We start from the raw sequence: 22,257 nt of genomic DNA, 5'->3' as shown, positions 1-22,257 counted from the left end.
CTCCCCGTCTCCCCCTCGCACCCCACCAGATCGAGGAACTGATCGACGGATACTTCCTCGGCAAGACGACCTCTGAGGAAGAGGCTTTACTACGCGACTACTTTGCCTCGGATAGGGTATCTGCTAAGTATCGGGATCTTATCCCGCTCTTTACTGAGGTGCGCCCACTACTCATCGGCCATGAGCAGGAGCCTCTTCCCCCTGAGCTGAGCCTACCCACGGCCGAGAGACGGACAGCTACCCGCACCCGACTCCTTCGTCCCTATCTCATGGGGGGAATAGCTGCAGCCCTCCTATTAGCCATCCCCCTCGGATATCACCTCTTTGTCTCCGATCACCCTAAGGTCGAATACTCCTCTACCCTCTTCATCGCAGGCGAAAGGATACAAGACGAGGCCGAGGCTGCACAGCGTGCCGAGGATGCCCTGCAGGCTGTCGCCCTCCCTCTCTCCACCTCCCTCCCCCAGCTCTCTATCGATCTCGATTAGTCTCCCCTCACATCATGTATAGACAAATTATCCTCTCACTCCTCCTACTATCGGCGCTCCCACTCAGAGCGCAGACCGAGGTACAGCCCCCGCTACAGACACAGCAGGTCATACAGCGCTACCGACGTGCCAAGAATGCTGTCTATGTCGAGCTAGGCAAGGATCTACTCACCCGCTACGATGCCTCCTACTGCTACACCCTACAGCTCCTACCCTCAGGCAAGGAGCTAGAGGCTCAGTGGAGTGACGTAGAGCAAGCCCTAGACGCAGACCGAAAGGTAGCCTCTATCATCAAGGAGCAGATCGAGCGAGGGCGCCTGCTCGGTGCCTACTACCGCTTCTCTAGCAAAGACTCCAAGATCCACCGCTATCTCCTCTACTCCTACGACAATCGAGGGGTGATCACCCTAGTCAGCATCGGGGGAACACTCCAGACGGAGGAGCTTATCCAACGGATCCTTACCCCTAAGTCCCCCACCCCTAAGCGCAAATAACAACCATAATACTCATCCTACGATTATGTACACCAAGCATCTCCTCCTCTCCGCCCTGCTAGTAGGCTCTTCTACCCTATCCCTACGAGCTCAGCAAGGGGCTCCGCAGGACACGACCCTACAGTGGCGGAAGCACATCCTAGAGCTCAAGGACCACCAAGGTCAGCTCGAGGTCAAGGTCTATCAACTAGATTCAACGGGCGCCAAACGCGCCTCAGCCTATCTCTTCCGTGGCGTCTACGGCGAGGGACGGATCGAGGAGCAGGGCACGGGAGAGCACATCCGTCTACCTCGTCCCGAGATCTTCTTCCCCACTCGTAGAGGACAGAGTCGCTCGAAGTCCAAGCGCTACCTCACCTCTCTCGGAGCCTCCATAGGCTATACGACACTGACTGGTAGCGGAGCTACGGGGCTGAAGCGAACACACTCCCTACGCTATGATATTCAGCTCCTAGAGTACCATCAGGTTCTCTCTCCTCGGCTCATGCTCTCAGCAGGCCTTCACCTACAGCTCAATTCGCTCCACCTCAGTGGGGACTATGCCTATAGAGAGGAGAATGGAGAGAGCAAGCTCGTCCACTATACCGTCCCTGAGGGTGTACGTACCTCCCGTCTACACATCACCTACCTGACTCTCCCCCTAACGCTTCGGTTCCGTCCTTGGGCAAAGCCCTTCGATCACTGGGAATTCTCATTCGGTGCAGAGTTCAAGCTACGGACAGCCTCTAGCTCCAAGGTGTGGATCGGAGACTATCGTACCCCACGTGTCCTAGGCAAAGACCTTGGGATCAACCCCATCGGCCTAGACCTGAGAGCACAGATCAAGTGTGCTCCTGTCGGGATCTATTCTACCTACAGCCTCCTCCCCCTCTTCCTAGATAGGGGGTTACCCACCACCTATATGTATTCCTTAGGGGTATCGCTCGGACTCTAGTCGTCAAGTTCCCTCACTCCTACCCATCGCTCCTGCGATATCCTATGATAGAGGCGATCCCCCACATCCTGTGGGGGATCGCCTCGTCACTTATCTCTGGGGTGTCTCCAGATTAGACCACGTCCCTCCTACTCAGCTCCTCCCGTGCACATCACCGAGAGGAGTATACCTCTGAGGTACGATCGTCACAAAAAGCTCCTCCCCCCCAGCACCCTATGTTCACTAGGGATACTGGAGGGGAGGAGATCTTTATCGTATTCGTTCGTCCTAGCCCTAGGCGGGACAAGGACGTCTAAGAATCCTCTCGAGGGAGAGGAGGGGGACTAGCGTCTACTTACGGCCCTTTGCCTTGGGCTTAGCGGGAGCCTTCTTCGTAGGCTGAGCTGGGGTAGTCACCTGAGGCTTGGGAGCGACCGTGAAGTCGATCGATGCGATCAGAGACGTTAGATCACCGAGGGTAGGAGTACCGACGTCCAGAGTACCATTGTCGATAGCAGCCTTCTTGTCCTCCATCTTCTGCTGGTAGTAGATGCTCCCTAGGAGACCCTTCACGTTCTCAGGGTTCGTCTTGTAGGCTATCTCTAGGGCAGGGATAGCAGCCTTCAGGAGGTTGTCAGCGACAGCAGCCTGCTCGGCGGTGATACTACTATTCTCGTAGAGCTTAGCAGCGGAGTTATAGAGAGCTTGTCCCAGGTAGAGGTTTGCGTTGAAGTCTGCAGGGTTAGCCTTTGCTGCCTTGTAGTACCATTCGAGAGCCTTCTTGAGGTCTGTGCGCTCATAGAGCGTACCGGTCATCAGGAGAGCCATAGCATCGGAGGGGTTAGCAGCGAGCTTGTTTTCCAGATACTTGATTGCTTCGCCTTCCTTCCCTTGGTTCTGGTAGATCGTGATGATATTCGCTACGAAGAAGGGGAGCTCAGGAGCGAGCTTATCCCCCTCGACAAGGATCGGGAGGACACCGACAGAGTCCTTATTGGCAAGGTAGGAGGCAGCGACCATCTGTAGGAGTTCCTTTCGGTTGAGAGCGAAGTCTCCGAACTTCTTATTCAGCTCGATTGCCTTGTTGTACTCGTTCGCAGTGTAGGCAGAGGCGATCGCATAGTAGGCGATATTCATCGCCTGAGAGTCGATCTCAGAGACAGCCTTCTCGTCGGCGAAGAGCGGGGAACGCTTTATGTCGAGGAACTTGTCGAAGACATCAGCTGCCTCGGCATACTTCTTCTGGTCGAAGTAGAAGGAGCCGGCATTCAGGAGCTGCTGATAGTCTACCATGAGGGCCTCCTTGACCTTCTTGGAGTACTTGAGCTTTGCCTTACCATCGGCTGGCTGGCTCTCGAGGGTGTAGACCTGTAGCCAAGCGGGGACCACATTGGCCAGAGACACATACATAGGAGTCTTGTCGGCAGAGGCATCGAGGATGGTCTTCTTCTGTTCGGCATTGAAGTGTTCACGCTCGATCAGTCCTGCGACATACCAGGTATAGGGGTCGTTCTTCGTCTCGTCATTGGAGAGAGCTTCCTTGATGAGGCGGCGTGCTTCGGCGAAGTCAGCCTTGTCACCAGCACCAGCGATCTTCTCTGCTTCCTTGACATTGGCGACCTGAGCGAAGGCTCCTGCTGTGGCCATTAGACCTAGTGCCACAGCACAAAGTAGTTTCTTCATTGTGGTTTCTATTTAGTTGTGTATATTAGTTATTCAGCTCCTCATCCATAGCTCTAGCTAGGAAGTCTTCGGACAGCTGGCTATTAGCCTCTGGGGTATCTATCGGAGGGAGGATTGAGTCAAGTGAGGGAAGTGGCTCTGTGGGTACTTCACCCGAGTCCTCGACCTCCTCCTCGGTGAGCACACGGCAGACAGAGGCGATCTCGTCACCTCGCTTCTTGAGGTCGATGATACGGACTCCCTGCGTCGCACGTCCCTGCACACTGATGTCTCGGGCATGGACACGGATGGTGATCCCACTACGATTGATGATCATGAGGTCGTGTTCATCGGTCACAGCCTCGAAGGCGACGAGTTCACCCGTCTTATCGGTCACATTGAGGGTCTTGACCCCCTTAGTACCACGATTGGTGATACGGTAGTCCTCCACGAGCGAACGCTTGCCGTAGCCATTCTCACTGACTACGAGGATGCTCTCTGGCGTATCCTGAGCGACAGCGATCATACCGATGACTTCGTCTGAGCTATCGTCATCGAGTGTCATACCACGCACTCCCATGGCATTACGCCCAGTAGCACGCACGGTCTCCTCGTTGAAGCGGACAGCACGTCCCCGACGATTGGCTAGCAGGATCTCGCTACGACCATCCGTGAGGCTTACCCCCACGAGACGGTCATCGTCACGTAGGTCGATAGCAATCACCCCATTGGCACGTGGACGAGAGTAAGCCTCTAGGAGGGTCTTCTTGATCGTCCCTCGCTTGGTGCAGAAGAGGAGATAGTGCGAATTGACAAAGTCGGGATCCTTCGTCAGGTTCTTGACGCAGATGAAGGTATTCACCCGGTCTCCGGTCTCGATGTTCAGTAGATTCTGTAGGGCACGACCCTTGGCTCCCTTAGCCCCCTCTGGGATCTCGTAGACCTTGAGCCAATAGCAGCGTCCCATCTGGGTGAAGAGGAGCATCGTCCCATGCATAGAGGCCGAGTAGATATGCTCGATGAAGTCCTCGTCACGGGTATCGCTCCCCTTGGCTCCGACACCTCCGCGAGCCTGTGAGCGGAACTCGGTAAGCGGTGTACGCTTGATATAGCCTAGGTGGGAGATGGTGATGACCATCTCATCATCAGCGTAGAAGTCCTCGGGATTGAATTCCTCTGCAGCATAGATAATCTCGCTACGACGGACATCCCCGTAGCGTTCCTTGATCTCGAGGAGCTCTTCGCGGATAAGGGCTGCTCGTAGCTCCTTGTCGGCTAGTAGGGCTTGGAGGCGCTCGATCTCCTTCATGAGATCAGCGTACTCAGCCTTTAGCTTCTCACGCTCTAGACCGGTGAGGGCACGTAGGCGCATATCTACGATAGCACGTGCCTGTATGAGGGAGAGAGAGAAACGCTCCATGAGCTTCTCGACAGCCTCCTGGGGCTCACTAGCAGCACGGATGATACGTATCACCTCGTCAATATTATCTACGGCGATGATCAAGCCCTCTAGGAGGTGAGCACGTTCCTTAGCCTTGTTTAGCTCGAAGACCGTGCGACGGTAGACGACATCGTGGCGGTGCTCGATGAAGAGCTCGATGAGGTCACGTAGGTTGAGTAGCTGGGGACGCCCCTTGACGAGCGCTATATTATTTACGCTGAAGGAGCTCTGTAGGGCCGTCATCTTGTAGAGCTTGTTCAGGACGACACCCGAATTGGCATCTCGCTTGACCTCGATGACGATGCGTATCCCCTTGCGGTTTGACTCATCAGAGATCCCCGATATACCCTCGATCTTCTTCTCGGTGATCAAGTCTGCGATGCTCTTGACGAGCTCGCTCTTATTGACCTGGTAAGGGATCTCGGTGACGATGATACGCTCATGATTGTTGTGCTCCTCTATCTCACAGCGGCTACGGATCACGATACGTCCACGACCCGTCTCGAAGGCCTCACGGACACCAGCGTAGCCGTAGATCAGCCCCCCCGTGGGGAAGTCTGGAGCCTTGATATAGTTCATCAGCCCTGCGGCATCGATCTCACCATGGTGATCGATATAGGCCACACAGGCATCGATAGACTCACCCAAGTTGTGTGGAGCCATATTCGTAGCCATACCGACGGCGATCCCTGCGGCTCCATTGACTAGGAGGTTGGGGAAACGGGTAGGCAGGACGGTAGGCTCGAGGCGTGTATCGTCGAAGTTGGACTGGAAGTCCACCGTGTCCTTCTCGATGTCTCGGAGCATCTCTGCGGCGAGCTTACCCAGACGAGCCTCCGTATAACGCATAGCAGCTGGTGAGTCACCATCGATAGACCCGAAGTTCCCCTGCCCCTCTACGAGAGGATAGCGGAGGTTCCATGGCTGTGCGAGACGCACGAGGGTACCATAGACGGAGGAGTCTCCATGGGGGTGATACTTCCCTAAGACCTCCCCCACAGCATTAGCGCACTTTCGGGTTGGTTTATCAAAGGTGTTTCCCGTCTCGTTCATGGCGTAGAGCACACGGCGATGTACGGGCTTGAATCCATCACGGACATCAGGCAGAGCTCGGGAGACGATGACTGACATAGAGTAGTCTATGTAGGCAGTCTTCATCTCGTCCTCGATATTGATATCTATGATTCTATCTTCTCGATCCAGCATTCTTGTTATACCATATATTATAATGTATCTAACCACGGTGCCCTAACGGCATATGTAGATAGACACCCACTAACAAGGCTCTAAGATACGACATTTTACCCAAATAAGCAGCGTATACACTTATTTAGACACCTAACATACCCATAGCTAGACGAGGCCACCTCTGTCCACCTTGGCGCAGAATGAGAGAAAAGTAGCCCTTTACATTACAAAGATGGCCCCTCAAGGGCGATGCATGAGCTCTTCTCGCATACACCCCTCGTTGTGTCCTTTGTAGGGCATCTCTTCATGTCGAAGGGTATCTTAACTGTATCTCTGGTACACCAAGTGTTAGCCCCCCGAGAAACACGTACATGAGAGCCCTACAGAAGACATACCGAGAGCGATGTAGTGTACACGCGTGTATACAACAGTGTACACATGAGTACACAATGGTATACACGCGTGTACACTTTTTCTTCCTAGGTAGTAGGTCTACACTTGGTATATCTAGACCTAGAAGGCAGATACTTCTATGTTCGGGGCATACCTCTCGCCTACATTATCCTAGAACTCTAGTAAACTCATGCATCGACCCTGAATTCTAGCCCCTTCGCACGAGTCATGGTATACATTATCCCCTGGCCAAGGACGAGTGCTTAGGTGCCCCTATCCACCATCGCCCTCATCCCAACTTAGCAGGAGGGAGGGGGTAATCTAGGGTGATGATGGGGGCTGGAGATTTGGGGGAATTGGGGCAAAAGTCGTTTCTTTGTACCATAATTATATATAGGCAATCGAATGAATAGCTTCAGACGCGTACTACTCAAGCTCAGTGGCGAGTCCCTCATGGGAGCCCAGCAGTATGGCATAGACACCGATCGACTGAGCGACTATGCTCGGGACATACAGGCAGCCGTAGACCTAGGGATACAGGTCGCTATCGTCATCGGAGGTGGGAACATCTTCCGTGGCCTCAGTGGGGCTACCCAGGGCTTTGATCGTGTGCAGGGTGACCAGATGGGTATGCTCGCTACGGTCATCAATAGCCTTGCCCTCAGCTCTGCCCTTACCTCCCTCGGGGTAAAGAATAGAGTGCTCACGGCCATCCGTATGGAGCCTATCGGGGAGTTCTACTCCAAGCGTCGTGCGCTGGATGCCCTAGAGGCTGGCGAAGTAGTGATCCTCTCGGCTGGCACGGGGAATCCCTTCTTCACGACAGACACGGGCTCTTCGCTCCGTGGTATCGAGCTCGAAGCCGATGTGATGCTCAAGGGAACACGTGTCGATGGTATCTACACCGCTGACCCAGAGAAAGACCCCACGGCCACGAAGTTTGACCGGATCACTTACGACGAGATCTACAACCGTGGACTCAAGGTGATGGATCTGACAGCCACGACGATGTGCCGAGAGAACAACCTACCGATCATCGTCTTCGACATGGACACCCCAGGCAACCTCCTACGGGTACTACGTGGTGAGCAGATCGGTACATACGTGGGCTTCTAGCCCAATAGCCACCCCACAAGGGATACACAAACGAATACAATAAATATAGATAAGAATCATCTGCCCCCTATGAGCGAACTAAAGGAACTAATAGCGCAGGCTGGCGCACAAATGGAGAAGACGGTCGAGCACCTCGAGGAGGCTCTAGCCCGTGTACGTGCAGGCAAGGCCAACGTCAAGATCCTCGACGGCATCCTAGTCGAGTACTATGGTAGCATGGTACCCCTGACACAGGTAGGCACAGTCTCTGTCCCCGATGCCAAGAGCATCGTCATCACCCCCTGGGAGAAGGGCATCATCAAGGAGATCGAGCGTGCTATCATCAACTCCCCTCTCGGCATCACGCCCGAGAACAATGGGGAGCTTATCCGCCTCGGTATCCCCCCTCTCACCGAAGATCGTCGCCGTGAGCTCGTCAAGCAGGTCAAGGCTGATGCCGAGAATGCCAAGGTAAGTATCCGTAATGCCCGCCGTGACTCCAACGACCTCATCAGGAAGAGCATCAAGGCGGACAATACCCCCGAGGATGTCGCCAAGGATGCCGAGGCTGAGGTACAGAAGCTCCACGACCGATACATCAAGAAGGTAGAGGAGATCTTCGCAGCCAAGGAGAAGGAGATCATGACCGTCTAAGGGATCCCCCTCTAGCGAGCCTACAAGCCTCTATCACTACAGCATACGTGACAGGACTAGTCATCAAGAACACTGGGAGCCACTACATCGTCCTCTGTGAGGATGGTGTAGAGCGCCCTTGTCTTGCCAAGGGGAACCTTCGCCTAAGAGGCTTTCGCTCCACCAACCCTATCGTCGTAGGGGATCACGTGGAGGTAGAGCTCAGCGAGGACACGGGGCAGGAAGCTGCACACTACATCCGAGATATACTCCCTCGACGTAACTACATCATACGCCGAGCAGCCAACCTATCCAAGGAGTCCCATATCCTCGCCGCTAACCTAGATGCCTCCTTCCTCGTCTGTACGATCATTGCCCCAGAGACCAGCACGACCTTTATCGACCGTTTCCTCGCTACGGCAGAGGCTTATCGAGTACCCACGGAGCTAATCTTCAACAAGATCGACCTCTACCCTACCGAGGCTACGGAGTATATGCTGGAGCTCATACAACTCTACTCCAGCATCGGCTATCCATGCCATGCAGTATCAGCGACCACGGGTGAGGGTGTCGATGCCCTCATAGATCGCATGTGCGGGAAGATCAACCTCCTCAGTGGGCACTCGGGCGTGGGGAAGAGTACCTTGATCAACCGCCTCATCCCAGGAGTAGAGCTTCGTACGGGTAGTATCTCCACAGCACATGCCAAGGGGATGCACACCACGACCTTCTCCCAGATGATCCCCTTACCCTCCGACGACGGAGGCTATATCATCGACACCCCGGGCATCAAGGGCTTCGGCATGCTGGAGATGCAGGAGGCGGAGGTCTCACACTACTTCCCCGAGATCTTCGAGGAGAGTAAGAGCTGCCGCTTCGGGAACTGTACCCACACCCACGAGCCAGGATGCGCCGTACAGACAGCTGTAGAGGAGGGTCGTATTGCCCCCTCCCGCTACATCAGCTATCTAGGTATCCTTGAGGACAGAGAGGGCGGGAAGTACCGCCCCGAATACAAGTAACCCCACACACCACCTCCTACACCATGACCAAGTATACCCGCCTCCTCGGGATAATGCTCCTCTATACCCTATGCTCACTACACACCGCTTGTCAGGGCAAGGGGCAGGCTCAGCAGACCGACAGCCTCACAGAGGGCACACCGCAGAGAGACTCTCTACAGCTCGTCTTCGCAGGGGACATCATGACCCACGGGCCTCAGATACGAGCTGCCCTCACGGGGGCAGGACGCTACGACTTCGCCCCTTCCTTTGCCCTTGTCAAAGAACAGATCCAGAGAGCAGATCTAGCCCTAGCCAACCTCGAGACTACCTTCGGCGGCACACCCTACAGTGGCTACCCGATGTTCTCCTCCCCCACTGCTCTAGGAGAGGCACTACGAGACGTGGGCTTCGATATCCTCACGACGGCGAATAACCATAGCTGCGACCGCCGTGGCTATGGTGTCACCCATACAATAGACGTCCTAGATAGTCTAGGGATAGCGACGACAGGGAGCTATCGTACCCCCGAGGAACGTCCCTCCCGCACCCCTCTCATCAGAGAGGTACATGGGGTGAAGATCGCCGTACTAGCCTACACCTATGGCACCAACGGTCTCCCGATCCCCCACCCTGCCCTAGTAGATACGATACGTAGGGAGCAGATAGCCTCCGACCTACATCGTGCCGACAGCCTAGGGGCAGACTACAAGATCGTACAGATCCACTGGGGGAATGAATATGAGAAGAACCCCAGCCGAGCACAGCGAGACCTAGCCCTATGGCTCTCCGAGCAAGGGGTAGATGCGATCATCGGGAGCCATCCCCATGTCGTGCAGGAGAGTGCCTTCATCGAGTCTGCGAACAAGAAGGCTAAGGTGTTCGTTATATATTCGATGGGTAACTTCATTAGCAACCAAGTGCGCCCCGCTGCTACCCGAGGGGGAATGCTCCTCACCCTCACCCTGCTTAGGGATCGTACTACGGGCACTTGGACGACAAAGCCCAGCTATCAGTACGTCTTCGTAGAGAAGCGTACCCCCCAGGGGAAGCCTATATATCGTCTACGCCCCGTGTCTCTGGACTCTGTCCCCTCTGGTCTTGCCCTCAGTGAGGCTATCGACCTGAAGGCAATGCAACAATACTATAAGTCGATCCCTCTCGTTCGATAATTGTTCATCTCTAAGACTTTATTCATTGTATGAAGATAATCTCAAGAAGTATCACAGCGCTCACTTGCTCTGCCCTACTCCTACTCTCCAGCTGTGGCTCTGTGCCCATCACAGGACGTAGACAGCTCAACCTAGTATCCGATGGCGAGATCCTCAGTGCGAGTGCGACCCAGTACAAGCAGTTCATCAGCCAGTCTCAGCTCAGTAGCAACACGACCTACAACGCCAAGGTCACCCAGGTAGGTCGTCGCCTAGCTGCAGCTACCAATGCTTATCTCAAGCAGAACGGCTATGAGTCCATGCTCTCGAGCCTTAGCTGGGAGTTCAACGTCGTCGATAGCAAGCAGGTCAATGCCTTCTGTATGCCTGGAGGGAAGATCGTCGTCTACACGGGACTACTCAACCTTGTGGGTAACGGCCCACATTCTGATGATGAGCTAGCAGCCGTCATGGGGCATGAGCTCAGCCACGCACTAGCCAAGCATGCCAACGAGCGTATCAGCAACCAGCTCCTCCTACAGGCTGGAGGACAGATCCTAGGTGCTGCCGTCAATACACGCTCCCAGCTACTCGGTGGCCTCATCAACCAAGCCTATGGGCTAGGAGCTCAGGTAGGGGTCATGCTCCCCTTCGGACGTAAGCAAGAGTACGAAGCAGACAAGATGGGGCTTGTCCTCATGGCTATGGCTGGCTACGATCCTCGCTATGCAGTGAACTTCTGGCAGAAGATGTCAGCCTCCAAGGGTGGAGCACAGCAGAACGAGCTCCTAAGTACTCACCCCAGCGATGCCAACCGCATCAAGGAGATCCAAGCCTACCTACCCAATGCCCTCAAGTACTACCAAGGGGGTAACAGTACGCAGAGCACCACGACCACCCCACCCCCGACGGGCAGGAGTACCAAGTCCTCTCGTACCATACGGGCAAACGAAGTAGGGAACTACCTAAGGAAGTAGTACCCATCTATCATATAAAGAAGCCTCGGGGGCTCGTACTCTAGTAGTACGAGCCCCCGAGGCTTTATATCCACTCTCCAAAGAGGATCCGACCTTTAGAGAGGGGCTAATAGGAAAGGATGTATTAGAGAGAAAACGAAATAGCCTATATCCACCTATCGTATGTGGTTGAATGTGCGGAGGTTGCGTGGGGTGGAAGAGGAAAACGAAATAGCCTGAAAAGTTAAATCAGCTTAAATTAGCCTTAAACTCTGACCGGGAATTGAACGGCGGGCAATATAGATAGGTTGGATCGAGGTTAAATCAGCTTGAATTATGGGGGCTGGATGGTGTGAAAAGCATCATCCAGCCCCCTCTCTGTCCCTTCTTAGTAGTCGGTGGGTCAATGGGCCATAGAAGGGATAGCAGTAGCGTAGATAAAGGAATTAGCGCTCCTTGGGGAAACGCTGGCAAGTGCTGGCGATGTGGTAGGCTGGGATATCCTTTAGCCTCCCCAGCCCATACGGATCTGTATCCTTGCTACGAGTGATTAAGAGCTATTGAAGCGCTCTTCAATCACCCCGTAAATACCCCTCTGATACCTCTAATTAGCCACTCCTGAGATCCCCCTAAAATACCCTTAAATCGCACTGGATACCTAAAAGGATACCCCATTGGATACCCCATGCTATTACATAATGGATACCCCTTTTTCTTTGCTTATTGAAGCAACCGAGGGTATAGATATCGTATAGTATCGAGGAATAAAGGGGGCATAATCAGAAACTAGAGGGGGGATAATACCACGTAAAACACGTGATGAGCATATCCCATCTTTCTAATTTCTAGTTGATTAGATCTGAGGGCTCTATAAAGTAGAAGTCAAGGAGTGAGCAAGGGCAGTCTCGTTGGCGTCTACATCGCCTGCACTTTTTAGGCGATCGTGATCAATGCCATATTCAGCTTGGCGAAGTTGCTCTTTAGTACGATTGTGTGCTTTCTGCTCTTCTTCAAGCCTGAACTCTAATATTCCGATCTTCTTAGCCTGAGCCTCTAGGCGATCTAGGAGTCTTTCGTCTGCGTGTGGTTCTTCTTTTATTTTTTGGGGGGTACCAATCTCAGGGCTTCCCGAGAGTGGTTCGCCTTCTCCTGTGAGCAACCAATGGGGATTAACACATACACATATCTTGTAAACCTCTTCGTATGGAATCGTTCCTCTACGTATCCAATTGCCTACATTCTGGGGGGTAGTTCCCATCATTTGGGCAAATCGGCTTTTATTTCCATCTGCATATATATCAATTAGTTTGCTTAGTATTTCGGACTTGTCCATATGGATCGAATATACAATATTTGGATGCTTACAATATTTGTTTATGTCTTTGCAGTGTCGAGTTACGGTAAACCGATAGCGGTTACGTATCACCAGCATAGACAAAGATAGTGTAATGCGTAAAACCAAGGAAACGAAGTTAGCGACCTAAGGTAGGAAGCTATCAGGCGTCCCCCACCTAATTAAACGATGGTTAAACGATGAAACGAGAAATACAAATCACAAAGGATGTACGTCGCGAACTGATAAATCAGTTTGGTACGACACGTAAGACGTTGCATCAAGCCTTAAACTACCTAGGCAGGTCAGAGCTCTTGGAGCATATCCGTAATGAAGCCCTCCGTCGAGGAGGGGTAGTCGTCATCACAGCACCCGAGGAAGAAGTCCTACTTGAAATGGGCGACAAGCTGGTGCAGCGCCTTTGCAATGACGTGCTCATCGAGTTCGACAAGACCACAGGTGACGCCAATATATATAAAGGCAAGGAGCTACGTAGCACGCACCACGCAGTCATCGCTTCGCTGGCTTCTATTCAAGAGTTTGCCAAGACTCTTTAGGAACTATGGAACGAGTGGGAGGATTACTGACTATCACTAAGGATGAGCTTCTTAGTTCTGCTCTGATCTCGCCTCTTCGCTTTCGCAAGCTAGCTGAAGAAAAACGCATCCAGATCGTGGTCCGTGGATGTCGGGGACGGCAGGCGCAGTACGCTGTGGACTCGCTCCCCGAGAAGTACCGTGCAGAGGTCTATAAGCGCTTTGACATACCTCCCATGGATAGAGTGAAGAGTCTCCTTGAGCAGCTTATCCGTCCTTACCCTGAAGCCGTGCACTACTACCACAGCTACCGTCTGCCCGATGGACGCTGCCTCCCCAGCGACAAAATCTCTCAGTACACAGCCGAGGCTCAGATCCTTGAGGCTATCGGTGCCTATTGGATGGAGCACACGAGCAAGCGGGGTAAGGCATCCCGTAGACCAATGGGCAAGAGTGAGTTCTATGGCTGGATGACTCAGATGGTAGAGGGCTTGCCCCTGGAGGAGTACCCACACAAGCTGCCTAAGAGTGTCGATAACCTCAAGCGCAAGCATGCTCGCTACAAGCTGGAGGGGCTGGAGAGCCTCGTGCACAAGGGCTACAACAACCGCAATGCTAGCAAGGTAGAGCAGAGTGAGCAAGAGGCATACCTACTGATGCTCCTAGCGCATCAGAACCAGCTCACCAATCGCCAAGTCGCTAAGCTCTACAATGAGGTAGCCAGTCAGAGGGGGTGGGAGCACCTCACCACCTCGGCCGTAGCTAAGATAGCCAAGAGGCACGACCTACTACTAGAGGCAGGGCGAATGGGGGCCACGAAGTTCCGGGCAAACGCACGAGTAGCGATCCGCCGTAGTAAGCCCTCCCGCTCGATGAGCTACTGGGTATTGGACGGCTGGGAGGCAGAGCTCTACTACCAGCAGACTATCGAGAAGAAGGGGGCTAATAGTACCCGATACGATTGCCGCCTAGTGGTGGTCGTGGTGCTGGATGCTAGCTGTAGCTATCCAATAGGCTACGCCATAGGAGATCGAGAAAGCAAGTCACTCATCACACAGGCTCTCATGTCTGCAGTACATCATACCGAAGATCTCTTTGGGGCGAGACTTGCCCCCCGTCAGTTGCAAATGGACAACTACGACATCAAAGAGCTCATGCCTCTGTATGCCTCCATGGCAGGGAAAGTGACACCAGCACAGGCAAAGAATGCCCGAGCAAAGATTGTGGAGCCCTACTTCAGCTACCTCAATACCCAATACTGCAAGCTACAGCCTAATTGGGCTGGCTACGGGGTAGTCTCCGCCCAGGGGAAGAATCCCAACACCGATGCCCTGAATGCCTTAAAGCACAGCACCCCGACAAAGGAGGAGGTCATCAGCCAGATCCACCTCATGATAGCCGAGGAGCGTGCCAAGAGGCAATCGGAGTACCTAGAGCTGTACGATGGTGACCTTACGGGTATAGAGCTATCAAGAGAGGTCTACTTAGAGAACTTCGGTTTGCGACAAGACCGCCTCATCGGTCAGAGCATCTATGGACTTACACCTACCATCTATGGAGAGACACGCTACTATGAGTGCCTTGACCTTGGGTGGAGACAGCAAAGGCATCAGAAGTGGCAGGTGTGCTATGACCCTAGCGAGCTAAGCACGGTACTTGCCATCAGCGAGGATGGGCAGTATAAGTACCTCCTAACGGAGAAGCATGTACAGCCAATGGCACTAGAGGACCAGACAGAGCAGGATGCTGCAGAGCTCAAGAAGGTACGAGACTTTGAGGGCGAGGTGGAGAGCTGGATACAGAGTAAGTATGAAGAGATAAGACCTGTAGCCCTAGAAGTGGCAGAGGGAAGCCCCACGGCACAGAGACTCCTCCAGCACACGACCCTACCCTTCAAGGGAGGAAAGGGTAAGAAGGTAGCTAAGCCTCTTACCCCCAAGGAGACCCCCGAGGAGGTCGCCAACTTCACCCCAACAAGGGAAGTGATGATACTCGACAACAAGGGGCGCTACAAAGACCACCGCTACGACCGCAAACTAGAGCGTGAGGGGCTCTCCAGCACCAGTGAAGAGGCACCCCAAAGACGTCGTAGCATCCTAGAGAGAGTGTAAACACTGATTAAACAGAGATTAAATATAACTATGACACGGAAACAACTAATGCAATCGCTCAGACCACTGGTTTGGGGTGTCATCCGAGGGACGTCTCATACAGATCTTGATGCGAATTTCGTGTATGTCCTCGATCTTAGGGTATACTACAAAATTAGAGGCGTCCAAAGCAAAAAGGGGAAATACTCGCTGTTTTTCTGCCTTTCAGGCTCCGGCGGTGACCTCGCAGCTGTGTGCATCGAAACTCAAGACAATATATACGATCTACAGGTGGCGGCTGAATTTCACCGCCTCTCCCTCTTAAGCTCAATGTTAAATCTCGAACACTAACAAACAAATGGAACAGAAGGAAAAAGAACTCATCGCCGCTCGCCTGAGAGAGTACTGCGCCACTCAGGGAGGTCAGAATAAGGCTGCCAACACGCTTAAGGGGGTCAGTGCTGCTACCATCAGCAAGATCCTTAATGGCGATTGGGATACCATAGCCGAGGGTATGTGGCACAATGTCAGCAAGCAGATCGGCTCATCCGCCGAGGGCTGGAGCCTAGTCGGCACGAGTGTGTATGATGAGCTCACGGAGCTCCTCGGGTGTGCCCAGCAGGATAGCCAGGTGATGGCTATCGTCGGCAGTGCTGGGTGTGGCAAGAGTGCCACGATCAGGCAGTACGCCTCGACACACGATGAGGTCACCGCCATAGTGTGCAGTGAGTACCAAAACCGCACGAGCTGGCTATCAGCCGTAATGGAGGCTATGGGTCTTGATCCCCGAGGTCTGAGTGTGGCAGAGAAGATCGGGCAGATCGTACGTAGGCTCAAGCGGGCAGATAAGCCCCTCCTTATCCTTGACGAGGCGGATAAGATGAGCGACCAGGTACTCTACTTCTTCGTGACCTTGTACAACGAGCTGGAGGGCCACTGTGGGGTAGTACTCTGTGCCACACAGTACCTCGATAAGCGCCTCGTGAGGGGCTTACGCTCGGGTCGCAAAGGCTACGAAGAAGTCTACAGCCGTATCGGTAGACAGTGCATCCAGCTCTCAGTGTTGAGCCCAGAGGACATCTCTCTAGTCTGCGTGGCCAACGGCATCACAGGAGAGCGCAAGGTACGCAAGATAGCCGACGAGGCAGAGTGTGACCTCAGGAGAGTGCGCCGAGCCGTATGGCGTGAGCACCAGCTAGCTAAGGAGGACTAAGTATGGCACGTGCATACTCTAACGCAAATATCCGTTCTGCACGCTTCAAGGTCGCCGACTTTGGTGGGGCTTGGCGGGATAGCATAGGTATGCCTGTCCTAAGAGGGACGTGGCTCATCTATGGGGGGAGTGGCTCGGGTAAGACATCTTTCTGCCTGCAACTCGCCAAGTACCTCTCTCAGTACGGACGTGTGCTCTACAATAGCCTAGAGCAAGGTCTAAGCCCTACGATGCAGTCTGCCTGGATCGCAGGTGGTATGGAGGAGGCGGGACGTCGTGTCAAGCTCCTCGATAGAGAGGGGTATGATGAGCTCTTTGAGCGCCTCGCCAAACGACAGAGTCCCGAGATCGTCATCATCGACTCTATAAACTACCTCCGAGGCTTGCGCCTCAGCGACTACCAGCTCCTCAGCCAACGATACAGAAAGAAGCTCTTCATCATCGTCGCCCACGAAAAGGGTGGAGAGCCCAAGGGGGCACTTGCTCAGGCTATCCGCTACGATGCAGACGTGAAGATCAGGGTAGAGGGCTATAGGGCTATGGTGACCTCCCGATATGCCACGGCAGAGGTAGGAGGGCAAGACTACATCATCTGGGATAAGGGCGCTGAGGGGTATTGGGGCACAGCGACCACCGCCCCTGAGACCCGAGACCAGCGCAAGAAGAAACAAAAGCAACTACAAACAGACGACAGCAATGAAGGCTAAGGGTACAAACCAAATGGATAAGCTCCACCAACAAGTGATACACCGCTATCACACCCTCTGCAACCTACTCAACCTCACCGATGAGGATAGGCTTGCTCTGCTCTCTCCCTATGGATGTGCGAGCTCGGTGGATATGGAGACGCGTGACCTGCTGGATGTGTGCGGAGCCCTCTCCAGAGAGCTAGACAAGCGCACTGAGGGGGTGGCTATTGACAAGCTGCGTAAGCGGGTGATGGCCGCTATCGGAGGCTGGCTGGCACATGAGGGTAAGCAGGGAAGCATCGCTCTTATCAAAGCTATAGCCTGTCGAGCTACGGGATATAGGAGCTTTAACCGCATCCCTCGTGAGCGTCTCCGCAATCTCATCGGGCTCTTTAACAACAAGACAAAGGATGCAACGCGAGTGGAAGAGCTAAGGGCCCTCATGGAGCTCACACCCGGTAATCACCAACTGGCAAACTAGTAACAACAAACAACTATAAGACAATGAAGACCAACAACGAAGGAGTCACCATTGAAGAGCAGACCTCGATAAATGGTGCAGACATCAAGGAACGTGTGCTTGAGCACATGGAAGGCTACCAGCAGGGAGAAATGCTCCTGCTAATTACTCGCCCCCTCCTAGATGAGGGTGAGGAGGATGACCAGGTCACGCTGACTGCCATAACCTCAGGCAAGCAAGCCGACCTCATAGAGAGCTGTCTCAAGATGGCGCTCGCTCTGGGTGGTGCAGGACGCCTTGTGAGGCTCGCCAACCACCTCATGAATAAGGCTGGATATTAACCTCTCAAACAAGACAAAGCAATGAATAACGTACAGCTCTGCACCATCCTGCTGATGGGCTTAATGGCCCTGCTGATGGATATACTCTGTGGCAGCATAGGATATAGCCTGCTATATCTCCTAGGGACTACTGTCTTCTCTATCTCCCTATCCATGTACTGGAGGGATGAACACGACAAGCTACAACAACAAATCAAAGACTATACACGCAAGTATGGACACAAGTAAAATCACTGGACTACACCAGATCGGAGTAGTAAGCGGAGCGGAGCTCGAGCAGCTCGCCCGTAGCCCCTACACCAGTCCTAGAGTGCTAAGAGAGCTAGCCAACAGCAGCGACACCTATGTACAGCTCGCCCTCGCCGAGAATGTGAAGACTCCCGAAAGTGCGCTATTATCCCTAGGCTATCGAGGAAATATACTCGTGAAGATAGCTCTAGCGAGGAACCCATCCAGCCCCTGTTATCTACTGGAAAGGATCTCGAATACCGATGAGGTAGAGCTCCTAGAGGCTATCGCTAGTCACCCATCTGTACATGACAGTACTAGGACGCTATGTGTCCTTCGAGCAGAGCGTATCAAACGTAAAATCACTGGACTACGCCAGCTCGGAGAGCTAAGCAGAGATGAGCTCGAGCAGCTCGCCCGTAGCCCCTACACCAGTCCTAGAGTGCTAAGAGAGCTAGCCAACAGCAGCGACACCTATGTACAGCTCGCCCTCGCCGAGAATGAGCACACTCCCGAAAGTGTGCTATTCACCCTAGGCGATCGAGGCAATATACTCGTGCAGATAGCAGTGGCGAGTAACCCATCCAGCCCAGCTTATCTACTACAGAGGCTATCGAATACCGATGAGGTCGAGCTCCTGGAGGCTATCGCTAGCAACTCATCTGCGCGTGACAATACCAGGAGGCTATGTGCCAGTCTAGCAGAGCATATCAAGCGTCAAGGGAGTATGTGATATGCTGATCGGAGAGCAGATAGCCTACCTAAGGCGATACTATCCGACAGAGTGGGACGAAGCGCACAAGCCTGTTGAGCTCCTTGCCGAGCGTCACAGCCTCATCTGCCCATGTGGGCGGATGGCAACCAAGAGGCATCGATCTACCTGTATGCGCTATCGGCGCATGGTGGATACGGAGGTAGTCTATAACCTCCGTCACCTCTTGCCTAAGCGTTATCAAACAGCAGTTAAACGATAATTAAATAGTAATCAGATGAACGAAGAAACGGTACAGGTCGAAATGACCACAGAGGAAGCTGCCCGGTATGAAGCTTACAAGCAAAAATGGGCAGAAGAGGTACAACAAGCCAAGGAGAAAGCAGATAGGGATGCCTATCGAGCCCTCTCTCGGGAGACTGTCGATCGTGTGTTCCCCGTCCTACTATACCTAAGCGAACAGATCAAGGAGTCCAAGGGTGGTGTCTATGATGACTTCAGAGATCTACTTGAGACCAAGGCAAGTATCATGGGGATGGAGACTACAGGGCAACGTAGCCACAGCTTCCTGAGCACAGATGGGACTAAGCGCATTATACTAGGATACTATGTGCGTGATGGATGGGACGATACGGCTGAGGACGGTGTGGAGCTCGTCAAGCAATATGTCCGTAATCTTGTGCAGGATGCAAAGACACAGGAAGCTGTAGATATCATTATGGAACTCCTCGCTCGTGATGGTAAGGGCAACCTGAAACTGGAGAATATCCTCAAGCTAGAGCAGACGGCGATGAAATATGATGCCGATGATCTCAAAAAGGGGGTAACTATCATCAAGGAGGCTTATCGCCCTGAGCGAACAAAGAACTTTGTACGAGCACAGATGAAGAACGAACAAGGCAAGTGGATAGATGTCCCTCTGGGAATGACCGAAGCATAGTAAAGAAAAAGCCCCCGACCCATAAGAGAGCCGAGAGCCTTGTATGTGGCAGTACAAAGGTACAGAAAACTCTCTTAGGTTTGGGCAGTGGAGACTAAAAGGTATAGACATAGTACAATGGAGAAGGCAGCGCGGGTGCATGCTATAGTAGCCCGTTATCACGAACGTGGTAACCACCGCCGCTCATTGCCCATGATCTATCGCACTTATGTCTATCCGATCTACCCAATAAGCCTCAGGACGATGCACTACTACCTCAAGCTGATAAGAGAGGGTGAGACCCCTCCAAAGGAGGAACAGGAGCGCGGGCTCTACCCGCTCTTTGACGCTTGGGATAGCGGTCGCAATGCTTGGGATACCTAACTTAGGACAGAACAATACGGAGCAAGGGCAGTGAGTGCATTACTCACTGCCCTTACTGTATTTCTATAGCATGAGCCCCGTTGCTCGGATAACATATGGAGCAAGTGAACCGCTCAAGGTGATTTTGTAGAGCTGTGTGATTGTGGTCTAGCTCCGCTGATACCAGCTGGAGGGCGGAGAAGCCCTCGCCTGATAGTCCGATGAGAGCCATCTCGATGCGCTCAAGTAGGTCGAGGTGCTGTAGAGCCTCGGGGGCATAGCCACTGCGAGTAGGACGCTGAGGAGTATACCTGGTAATCACATGCAGGGTGAGAGTGATGGGACAGCGTGGTATGCCCCGCGCCTGGGAGGTGAAGCTGATTGGGTCAAATTCGAGGAATACGGCAGGGGTGTCAAAGATGCCCCCCTGATCGAGGTTATCCATATTCTCATTCCACAGGTCGTAATGCTTGACCTCAGGGAGATCTTTTTGTAGCTTGGCGCAGATGCGCTCATATAGCATACGTCTCATAATTGTCTCTTATCTATTGTTGGTACTGCGTGCATGTCGCTGCATCTTGGCTGCAAGCTCTTGCCCCCACTGCTCTAGGTGCCTGGAGACAATGTCGGTCACCATACGACGCACCTCGGGGTGATCGCCAACAAAGCGACGCTCAGGGAGGCTCATCTTATAGGTATAAGAGGAGACCGTATGAGCTCGGACGTCCACCCGTCTCATCCTACCCTTGACCCGTCTACGTGCCTTATATGCCCCTCGGGTATGAGCTCGTACAGATACGTTGCCCTCATATCCCTCATTGTGGGCAGAGGCGTAGGGCATCGAGGAGCTAATGCGTAGCCCATCATGCGTCACTGTGGCTTTGAGGGATCTACGGAGCTTGCCTGAGACAAGTAGGAGTGAGCCACGGCGCTCTATCCTTCGAGGCTTCCAAGGCTTGTCGAAGAAAGCCTTGCGGGTAAAGTTGCGGTGGAACTCCTCGAAGAGCTTAACACGCATCTCGCTGAGGATGTCACGCCTCACCTCGTCACCTGTACGCATAGGGCTAGAGATTGATGTTGGTTACGAGGTAGTCGGTGTATCCCGTACAGTTGTGTGACATCTTGGTGCCCTTGCATATATGCTGATAGGTGCCGAGGTAGCCCGTGCCGATGAGCTCTTGGGTGAGGGCATCGAGCTCGAGCACCTCACTCTTAGAGCTGGAGAAATAGATATAGGCGTAGCCTTTGAGGAGGGAGAGCAGACGCAGGTGATCGGTGAGCCCCCAGAATTTGCCCTCCTCCCGTTGGGCGTACCTCAGGGCAGAGGTAGAGAGGTAGGGAGGATCGACGATGAGGATAACGTCCTGAGGGACTTGACCGAGGAGCTCCCGATAGTCCAGGCTCACCCGCTCGACGCCCACGAGGTAGCCCTCGGCATTGTAGGGCTGGCTGGGGGGCCGGTTGTAGAGGTGGGCAGTGGGTGAGGCGACGCTCTTATCATCGGAGCTGTAGGTGAGCCACGCCATGATGGTCTGCATGTCGGCACCCGTGCGCTCCGCCTCGCTAATGTGGGCTAGGATGTCACGATGGGCGGGGGTATCCTTGCGTATCACCTGCCCTCGGGGGAGGTCGCCGATGATGCGCCTGAGCTCGGCAAGGTGTGCGTTGGTCTCGGGTATGAGGTCAAGGCGATGCTGGTAGTCGTCGTAGTCGTTCCAGATGACGTGGAGGTCGGGGCGGAACTGCTGCACGGTGTGGGCGCAGATCCCACTACCCCCAAAGAGGTCTACCACGGTCGCCCCAGCGGGGAAGGTGAATGCAAGCTGTCGGAGCTCACTCAGCCACCTGCGTTTCTGCCCCTGAAAAGGTAGGGGGGCTTTGCGGTATGATCGTATCTGTTGCATATTTGATTTATTCATTGTACTTTTGTGGTGAGGTGATCCTCAGAGATGCCCTAA

Annotated in this window: 25 protein-coding genes; 19 read left to right on the top strand and 6 right to left on the bottom strand. The window is 53.6% G+C overall.

From position 1 onward, the window contains the following. The 3 genes from QZ170_RS01595 to QZ170_RS01585 all read left to right on the top strand — a co-directional run. Positions 1-488: hypothetical protein (locus QZ170_RS01595; protein WP_297176198.1), on the top strand; the 488-nt coding region annotated here is incomplete at its 5' end. A gap of 14 nt (positions 489-502) precedes the next feature. Next, positions 503-982, top strand: a complete 480-nt coding sequence (locus QZ170_RS01590) for a hypothetical protein (RefSeq protein ID WP_297176196.1) — start codon at positions 503-505, stop codon at positions 980-982. 25 nt (positions 983-1,007) lie between these two features. Beyond that, positions 1,008-1,916 (top strand): hypothetical protein, encoded by a 909-nt coding sequence (locus QZ170_RS01585; protein WP_297176194.1) that lies wholly within the window; start codon positions 1,008-1,010, stop codon positions 1,914-1,916. A 330-nt stretch (positions 1,917-2,246) separates the two neighbouring features. On the opposite strand, the gene QZ170_RS01580 is transcribed toward QZ170_RS01585, so the two are convergent. Together QZ170_RS01580 and gyrA are read right to left on the bottom strand one after the other, a co-directional pair. Then, positions 2,247-3,578: a tetratricopeptide repeat protein gene (locus QZ170_RS01580; protein ID WP_297176192.1), complete on the bottom strand. Its 1,332-nt coding sequence runs from the start codon at positions 3,576-3,578 to the stop codon at positions 2,247-2,249. A gap of 25 nt (positions 3,579-3,603) precedes the next feature. Continuing rightward, positions 3,604-6,204, bottom strand: coding sequence for a DNA gyrase subunit A (gene gyrA / locus QZ170_RS01575; protein WP_297176189.1), 2,601 nt, complete (start codon positions 6,202-6,204; stop codon positions 3,604-3,606). A gap of 780 nt (positions 6,205-6,984) precedes the next feature. On the opposite strand from gyrA, the gene pyrH reads away from it, so the two are divergent. The 5 genes from pyrH to QZ170_RS01550 all read left to right on the top strand — a co-directional run bounded on the left by pyrH (position 6,985) and on the right by QZ170_RS01550 (position 11,436). Then, the gene (pyrH, locus tag QZ170_RS01570) at positions 6,985-7,695 is read left to right on the top strand and encodes a UMP kinase (protein ID WP_297176187.1); all 711 of its coding nucleotides are present in this window, start codon (positions 6,985-6,987) and stop codon (positions 7,693-7,695) included. A gap of 69 nt (positions 7,696-7,764) precedes the next feature. Continuing rightward, a complete protein-coding gene (frr, locus tag QZ170_RS01565; RefSeq protein ID WP_297176186.1) occupies positions 7,765-8,328 on the top strand; it encodes a ribosome recycling factor in 564 nt (187 codons plus the stop codon). Positions 8,329-8,375: 47 nt separating this feature from the next. Beyond that, positions 8,376-9,329, top strand: a complete 954-nt coding sequence (gene rsgA, locus QZ170_RS01560) for a ribosome small subunit-dependent GTPase A (protein WP_297176184.1) — start codon at positions 8,376-8,378, stop codon at positions 9,327-9,329. A gap of 23 nt (positions 9,330-9,352) precedes the next feature. Next, positions 9,353-10,480: a CapA family protein gene (locus tag QZ170_RS01555; RefSeq protein WP_297176182.1), complete on the top strand. Its 1,128-nt coding sequence runs from the start codon at positions 9,353-9,355 to the stop codon at positions 10,478-10,480. A gap of 29 nt (positions 10,481-10,509) precedes the next feature. Then, positions 10,510-11,436, top strand: a complete 927-nt coding sequence (locus QZ170_RS01550; RefSeq protein WP_297176180.1) for a M48 family metallopeptidase — start codon at positions 10,510-10,512, stop codon at positions 11,434-11,436. Positions 11,437-12,283: 847 nt separating this feature from the next. Here the strand turns inward: QZ170_RS01550 and QZ170_RS01545 are convergent. Beyond that, positions 12,284-12,748: a helix-turn-helix domain-containing protein gene (locus QZ170_RS01545; protein ID WP_297176178.1), complete on the bottom strand. Its 465-nt coding sequence runs from the start codon at positions 12,746-12,748 to the stop codon at positions 12,284-12,286. Positions 12,749-12,948: 200 nt separating this feature from the next. Here QZ170_RS01545 and QZ170_RS01540 point away from each other — a divergent pair, with 200 nt between their 5' ends. The 11 genes from QZ170_RS01540 (at position 12,949) to QZ170_RS01490 (ending at position 20,320) form a co-directional block, all read left to right on the top strand. Beyond that, entirely contained in the window at positions 12,949-13,305 is a 357-nt protein-coding gene (locus QZ170_RS01540) for a hypothetical protein (RefSeq protein ID WP_297176176.1), read from the top strand. 5 nt (positions 13,306-13,310) lie between these two features. Next, positions 13,311-15,395, top strand: coding sequence for a hypothetical protein (locus tag QZ170_RS01535; RefSeq protein ID WP_297176174.1), 2,085 nt, complete (start codon positions 13,311-13,313; stop codon positions 15,393-15,395). Between the two features lie 337 nt (positions 15,396-15,732). After that, complete coding sequence (locus tag QZ170_RS01530) at positions 15,733-16,587, top strand: ATP-binding protein (RefSeq protein WP_297176172.1); 855 nt, start codon at positions 15,733-15,735, stop codon at positions 16,585-16,587. A gap of 2 nt (positions 16,588-16,589) precedes the next feature. Next, a complete protein-coding gene (locus tag QZ170_RS01525; RefSeq protein WP_297176170.1) occupies positions 16,590-17,294 on the top strand; it encodes an ATP-binding protein in 705 nt (234 codons plus the stop codon). After that, complete coding sequence (locus tag QZ170_RS01520) at positions 17,284-17,757, top strand: hypothetical protein (RefSeq protein ID WP_297176168.1); 474 nt, start codon at positions 17,284-17,286, stop codon at positions 17,755-17,757. The genes QZ170_RS01525 and QZ170_RS01520 overlap by 11 nt, the downstream gene beginning before the upstream one ends. Positions 17,758-17,780: 23 nt before the next feature. Beyond that, positions 17,781-18,077: a hypothetical protein gene (locus QZ170_RS01515; protein WP_297176166.1), complete on the top strand. Its 297-nt coding sequence runs from the start codon at positions 17,781-17,783 to the stop codon at positions 18,075-18,077. Positions 18,078-18,098: 21 nt separating this feature from the next. Beyond that, on the top strand, positions 18,099-18,305 hold the full coding sequence (locus tag QZ170_RS01510; RefSeq protein ID WP_297176164.1) for a hypothetical protein: 207 nt from the start codon (positions 18,099-18,101) through the stop codon (positions 18,303-18,305). After that, positions 18,292-19,038 carry a hypothetical protein gene (locus QZ170_RS01505; RefSeq protein WP_297176162.1) on the top strand — a complete coding sequence of 249 codons (747 nt, stop codon included), beginning with the start codon at positions 18,292-18,294 and terminating at the stop codon, positions 19,036-19,038. The genes QZ170_RS01510 and QZ170_RS01505 overlap by 14 nt, the downstream gene beginning before the upstream one ends. A gap of 1 nt (position 19,039) precedes the next feature. Next, positions 19,040-19,279, top strand: a complete 240-nt coding sequence (locus tag QZ170_RS01500) for a hypothetical protein (protein WP_297176160.1) — start codon at positions 19,040-19,042, stop codon at positions 19,277-19,279. A 15-nt stretch (positions 19,280-19,294) separates the two neighbouring features. Further along, on the top strand, positions 19,295-19,957 hold the full coding sequence (locus QZ170_RS01495) for a DUF3164 family protein (RefSeq protein ID WP_297176158.1): 663 nt from the start codon (positions 19,295-19,297) through the stop codon (positions 19,955-19,957). Positions 19,958-20,074: 117 nt separating this feature from the next. Then, positions 20,075-20,320, top strand: a complete 246-nt coding sequence (locus tag QZ170_RS01490; protein ID WP_297176155.1) for a hypothetical protein — start codon at positions 20,075-20,077, stop codon at positions 20,318-20,320. 52 nt (positions 20,321-20,372) lie between these two features. On the opposite strand, the gene QZ170_RS01485 is transcribed toward QZ170_RS01490, so the two are convergent. The 3 genes from QZ170_RS01485 to QZ170_RS01475 are packed head-to-tail and all read right to left on the bottom strand — an operon-like array spanning position 20,373 to position 22,203. After that, positions 20,373-20,831 carry a hypothetical protein gene (locus QZ170_RS01485; RefSeq protein WP_297176153.1) on the bottom strand — a complete coding sequence of 153 codons (459 nt, stop codon included), beginning with the start codon at positions 20,829-20,831 and terminating at the stop codon, positions 20,373-20,375. A gap of 9 nt (positions 20,832-20,840) precedes the next feature. Then, positions 20,841-21,359, bottom strand: a complete 519-nt coding sequence (locus tag QZ170_RS01480; protein WP_297176151.1) for a phage virion morphogenesis protein — start codon at positions 21,357-21,359, stop codon at positions 20,841-20,843. 4 nt (positions 21,360-21,363) lie between these two features. Then, positions 21,364-22,203, bottom strand: a complete 840-nt coding sequence (locus tag QZ170_RS01475) for a DNA adenine methylase (protein ID WP_297176149.1) — start codon at positions 22,201-22,203, stop codon at positions 21,364-21,366. Positions 22,204-22,257: the final 54 nt, after the last annotated feature.

Origin of the sequence: uncultured Porphyromonas sp., from assembly GCF_905372525.1 — a bacterium.
Taxonomy (GTDB): domain Bacteria; phylum Bacteroidota; class Bacteroidia; order Bacteroidales; family Porphyromonadaceae; genus Porphyromonas.
Note: the sequence above shows the minus strand (reverse complement) of the source record. Positions and strands in the feature narration are given on the sequence as shown.

Coding starts and splice junctions, on each gene's coding strand:
- QZ170_RS01545 (WP_297176178.1), bottom strand. CDS start 12,748: ATGGACAAGTCCGAAATACTAAGCAAACTAATTGATATATATGCAGAT.
- QZ170_RS01525 (WP_297176170.1), top strand. CDS start 16,590: ATGGCACGTGCATACTCTAACGCAAATATCCGTTCTGCACGCTTCAAG.
- QZ170_RS01500 (WP_297176160.1), top strand. CDS start 19,040: ATGCTGATCGGAGAGCAGATAGCCTACCTAAGGCGATACTATCCGACA.
- pyrH (WP_297176187.1), top strand. CDS start 6,985: ATGAATAGCTTCAGACGCGTACTACTCAAGCTCAGTGGCGAGTCCCTC.
- QZ170_RS01530 (WP_297176172.1), top strand. CDS start 15,733: ATGGAACAGAAGGAAAAAGAACTCATCGCCGCTCGCCTGAGAGAGTAC.
- QZ170_RS01580 (WP_297176192.1), bottom strand. CDS start 3,578: ATGAAGAAACTACTTTGTGCTGTGGCACTAGGTCTAATGGCCACAGCA.
- QZ170_RS01495 (WP_297176158.1), top strand. CDS start 19,295: ATGAACGAAGAAACGGTACAGGTCGAAATGACCACAGAGGAAGCTGCC.
- QZ170_RS01590 (WP_297176196.1), top strand. CDS start 503: ATGTATAGACAAATTATCCTCTCACTCCTCCTACTATCGGCGCTCCCA.
- QZ170_RS01585 (WP_297176194.1), top strand. CDS start 1,008: ATGTACACCAAGCATCTCCTCCTCTCCGCCCTGCTAGTAGGCTCTTCT.
- QZ170_RS01520 (WP_297176168.1), top strand. CDS start 17,284: ATGAAGGCTAAGGGTACAAACCAAATGGATAAGCTCCACCAACAAGTG.
- QZ170_RS01480 (WP_297176151.1), bottom strand. CDS start 21,359: ATGCGTACAGGTGACGAGGTGAGGCGTGACATCCTCAGCGAGATGCGT.
- QZ170_RS01550 (WP_297176180.1), top strand. CDS start 10,510: ATGAAGATAATCTCAAGAAGTATCACAGCGCTCACTTGCTCTGCCCTA.
- QZ170_RS01475 (WP_297176149.1), bottom strand. CDS start 22,203: ATGCAACAGATACGATCATACCGCAAAGCCCCCCTACCTTTTCAGGGG.
- QZ170_RS01490 (WP_297176155.1), top strand. CDS start 20,075: ATGGAGAAGGCAGCGCGGGTGCATGCTATAGTAGCCCGTTATCACGAA.
- QZ170_RS01505 (WP_297176162.1), top strand. CDS start 18,292: ATGGACACAAGTAAAATCACTGGACTACACCAGATCGGAGTAGTAAGC.
- QZ170_RS01485 (WP_297176153.1), bottom strand. CDS start 20,831: ATGAGACGTATGCTATATGAGCGCATCTGCGCCAAGCTACAAAAAGAT.
- QZ170_RS01535 (WP_297176174.1), top strand. CDS start 13,311: ATGGAACGAGTGGGAGGATTACTGACTATCACTAAGGATGAGCTTCTT.
- QZ170_RS01555 (WP_297176182.1), top strand. CDS start 9,353: ATGACCAAGTATACCCGCCTCCTCGGGATAATGCTCCTCTATACCCTA.
- QZ170_RS01510 (WP_297176164.1), top strand. CDS start 18,099: ATGAATAACGTACAGCTCTGCACCATCCTGCTGATGGGCTTAATGGCC.
- QZ170_RS01540 (WP_297176176.1), top strand. CDS start 12,949: ATGAAACGAGAAATACAAATCACAAAGGATGTACGTCGCGAACTGATA.
- gyrA (WP_297176189.1), bottom strand. CDS start 6,204: ATGCTGGATCGAGAAGATAGAATCATAGATATCAATATCGAGGACGAG.
- frr (WP_297176186.1), top strand. CDS start 7,765: ATGAGCGAACTAAAGGAACTAATAGCGCAGGCTGGCGCACAAATGGAG.
- QZ170_RS01515 (WP_297176166.1), top strand. CDS start 17,781: ATGAAGACCAACAACGAAGGAGTCACCATTGAAGAGCAGACCTCGATA.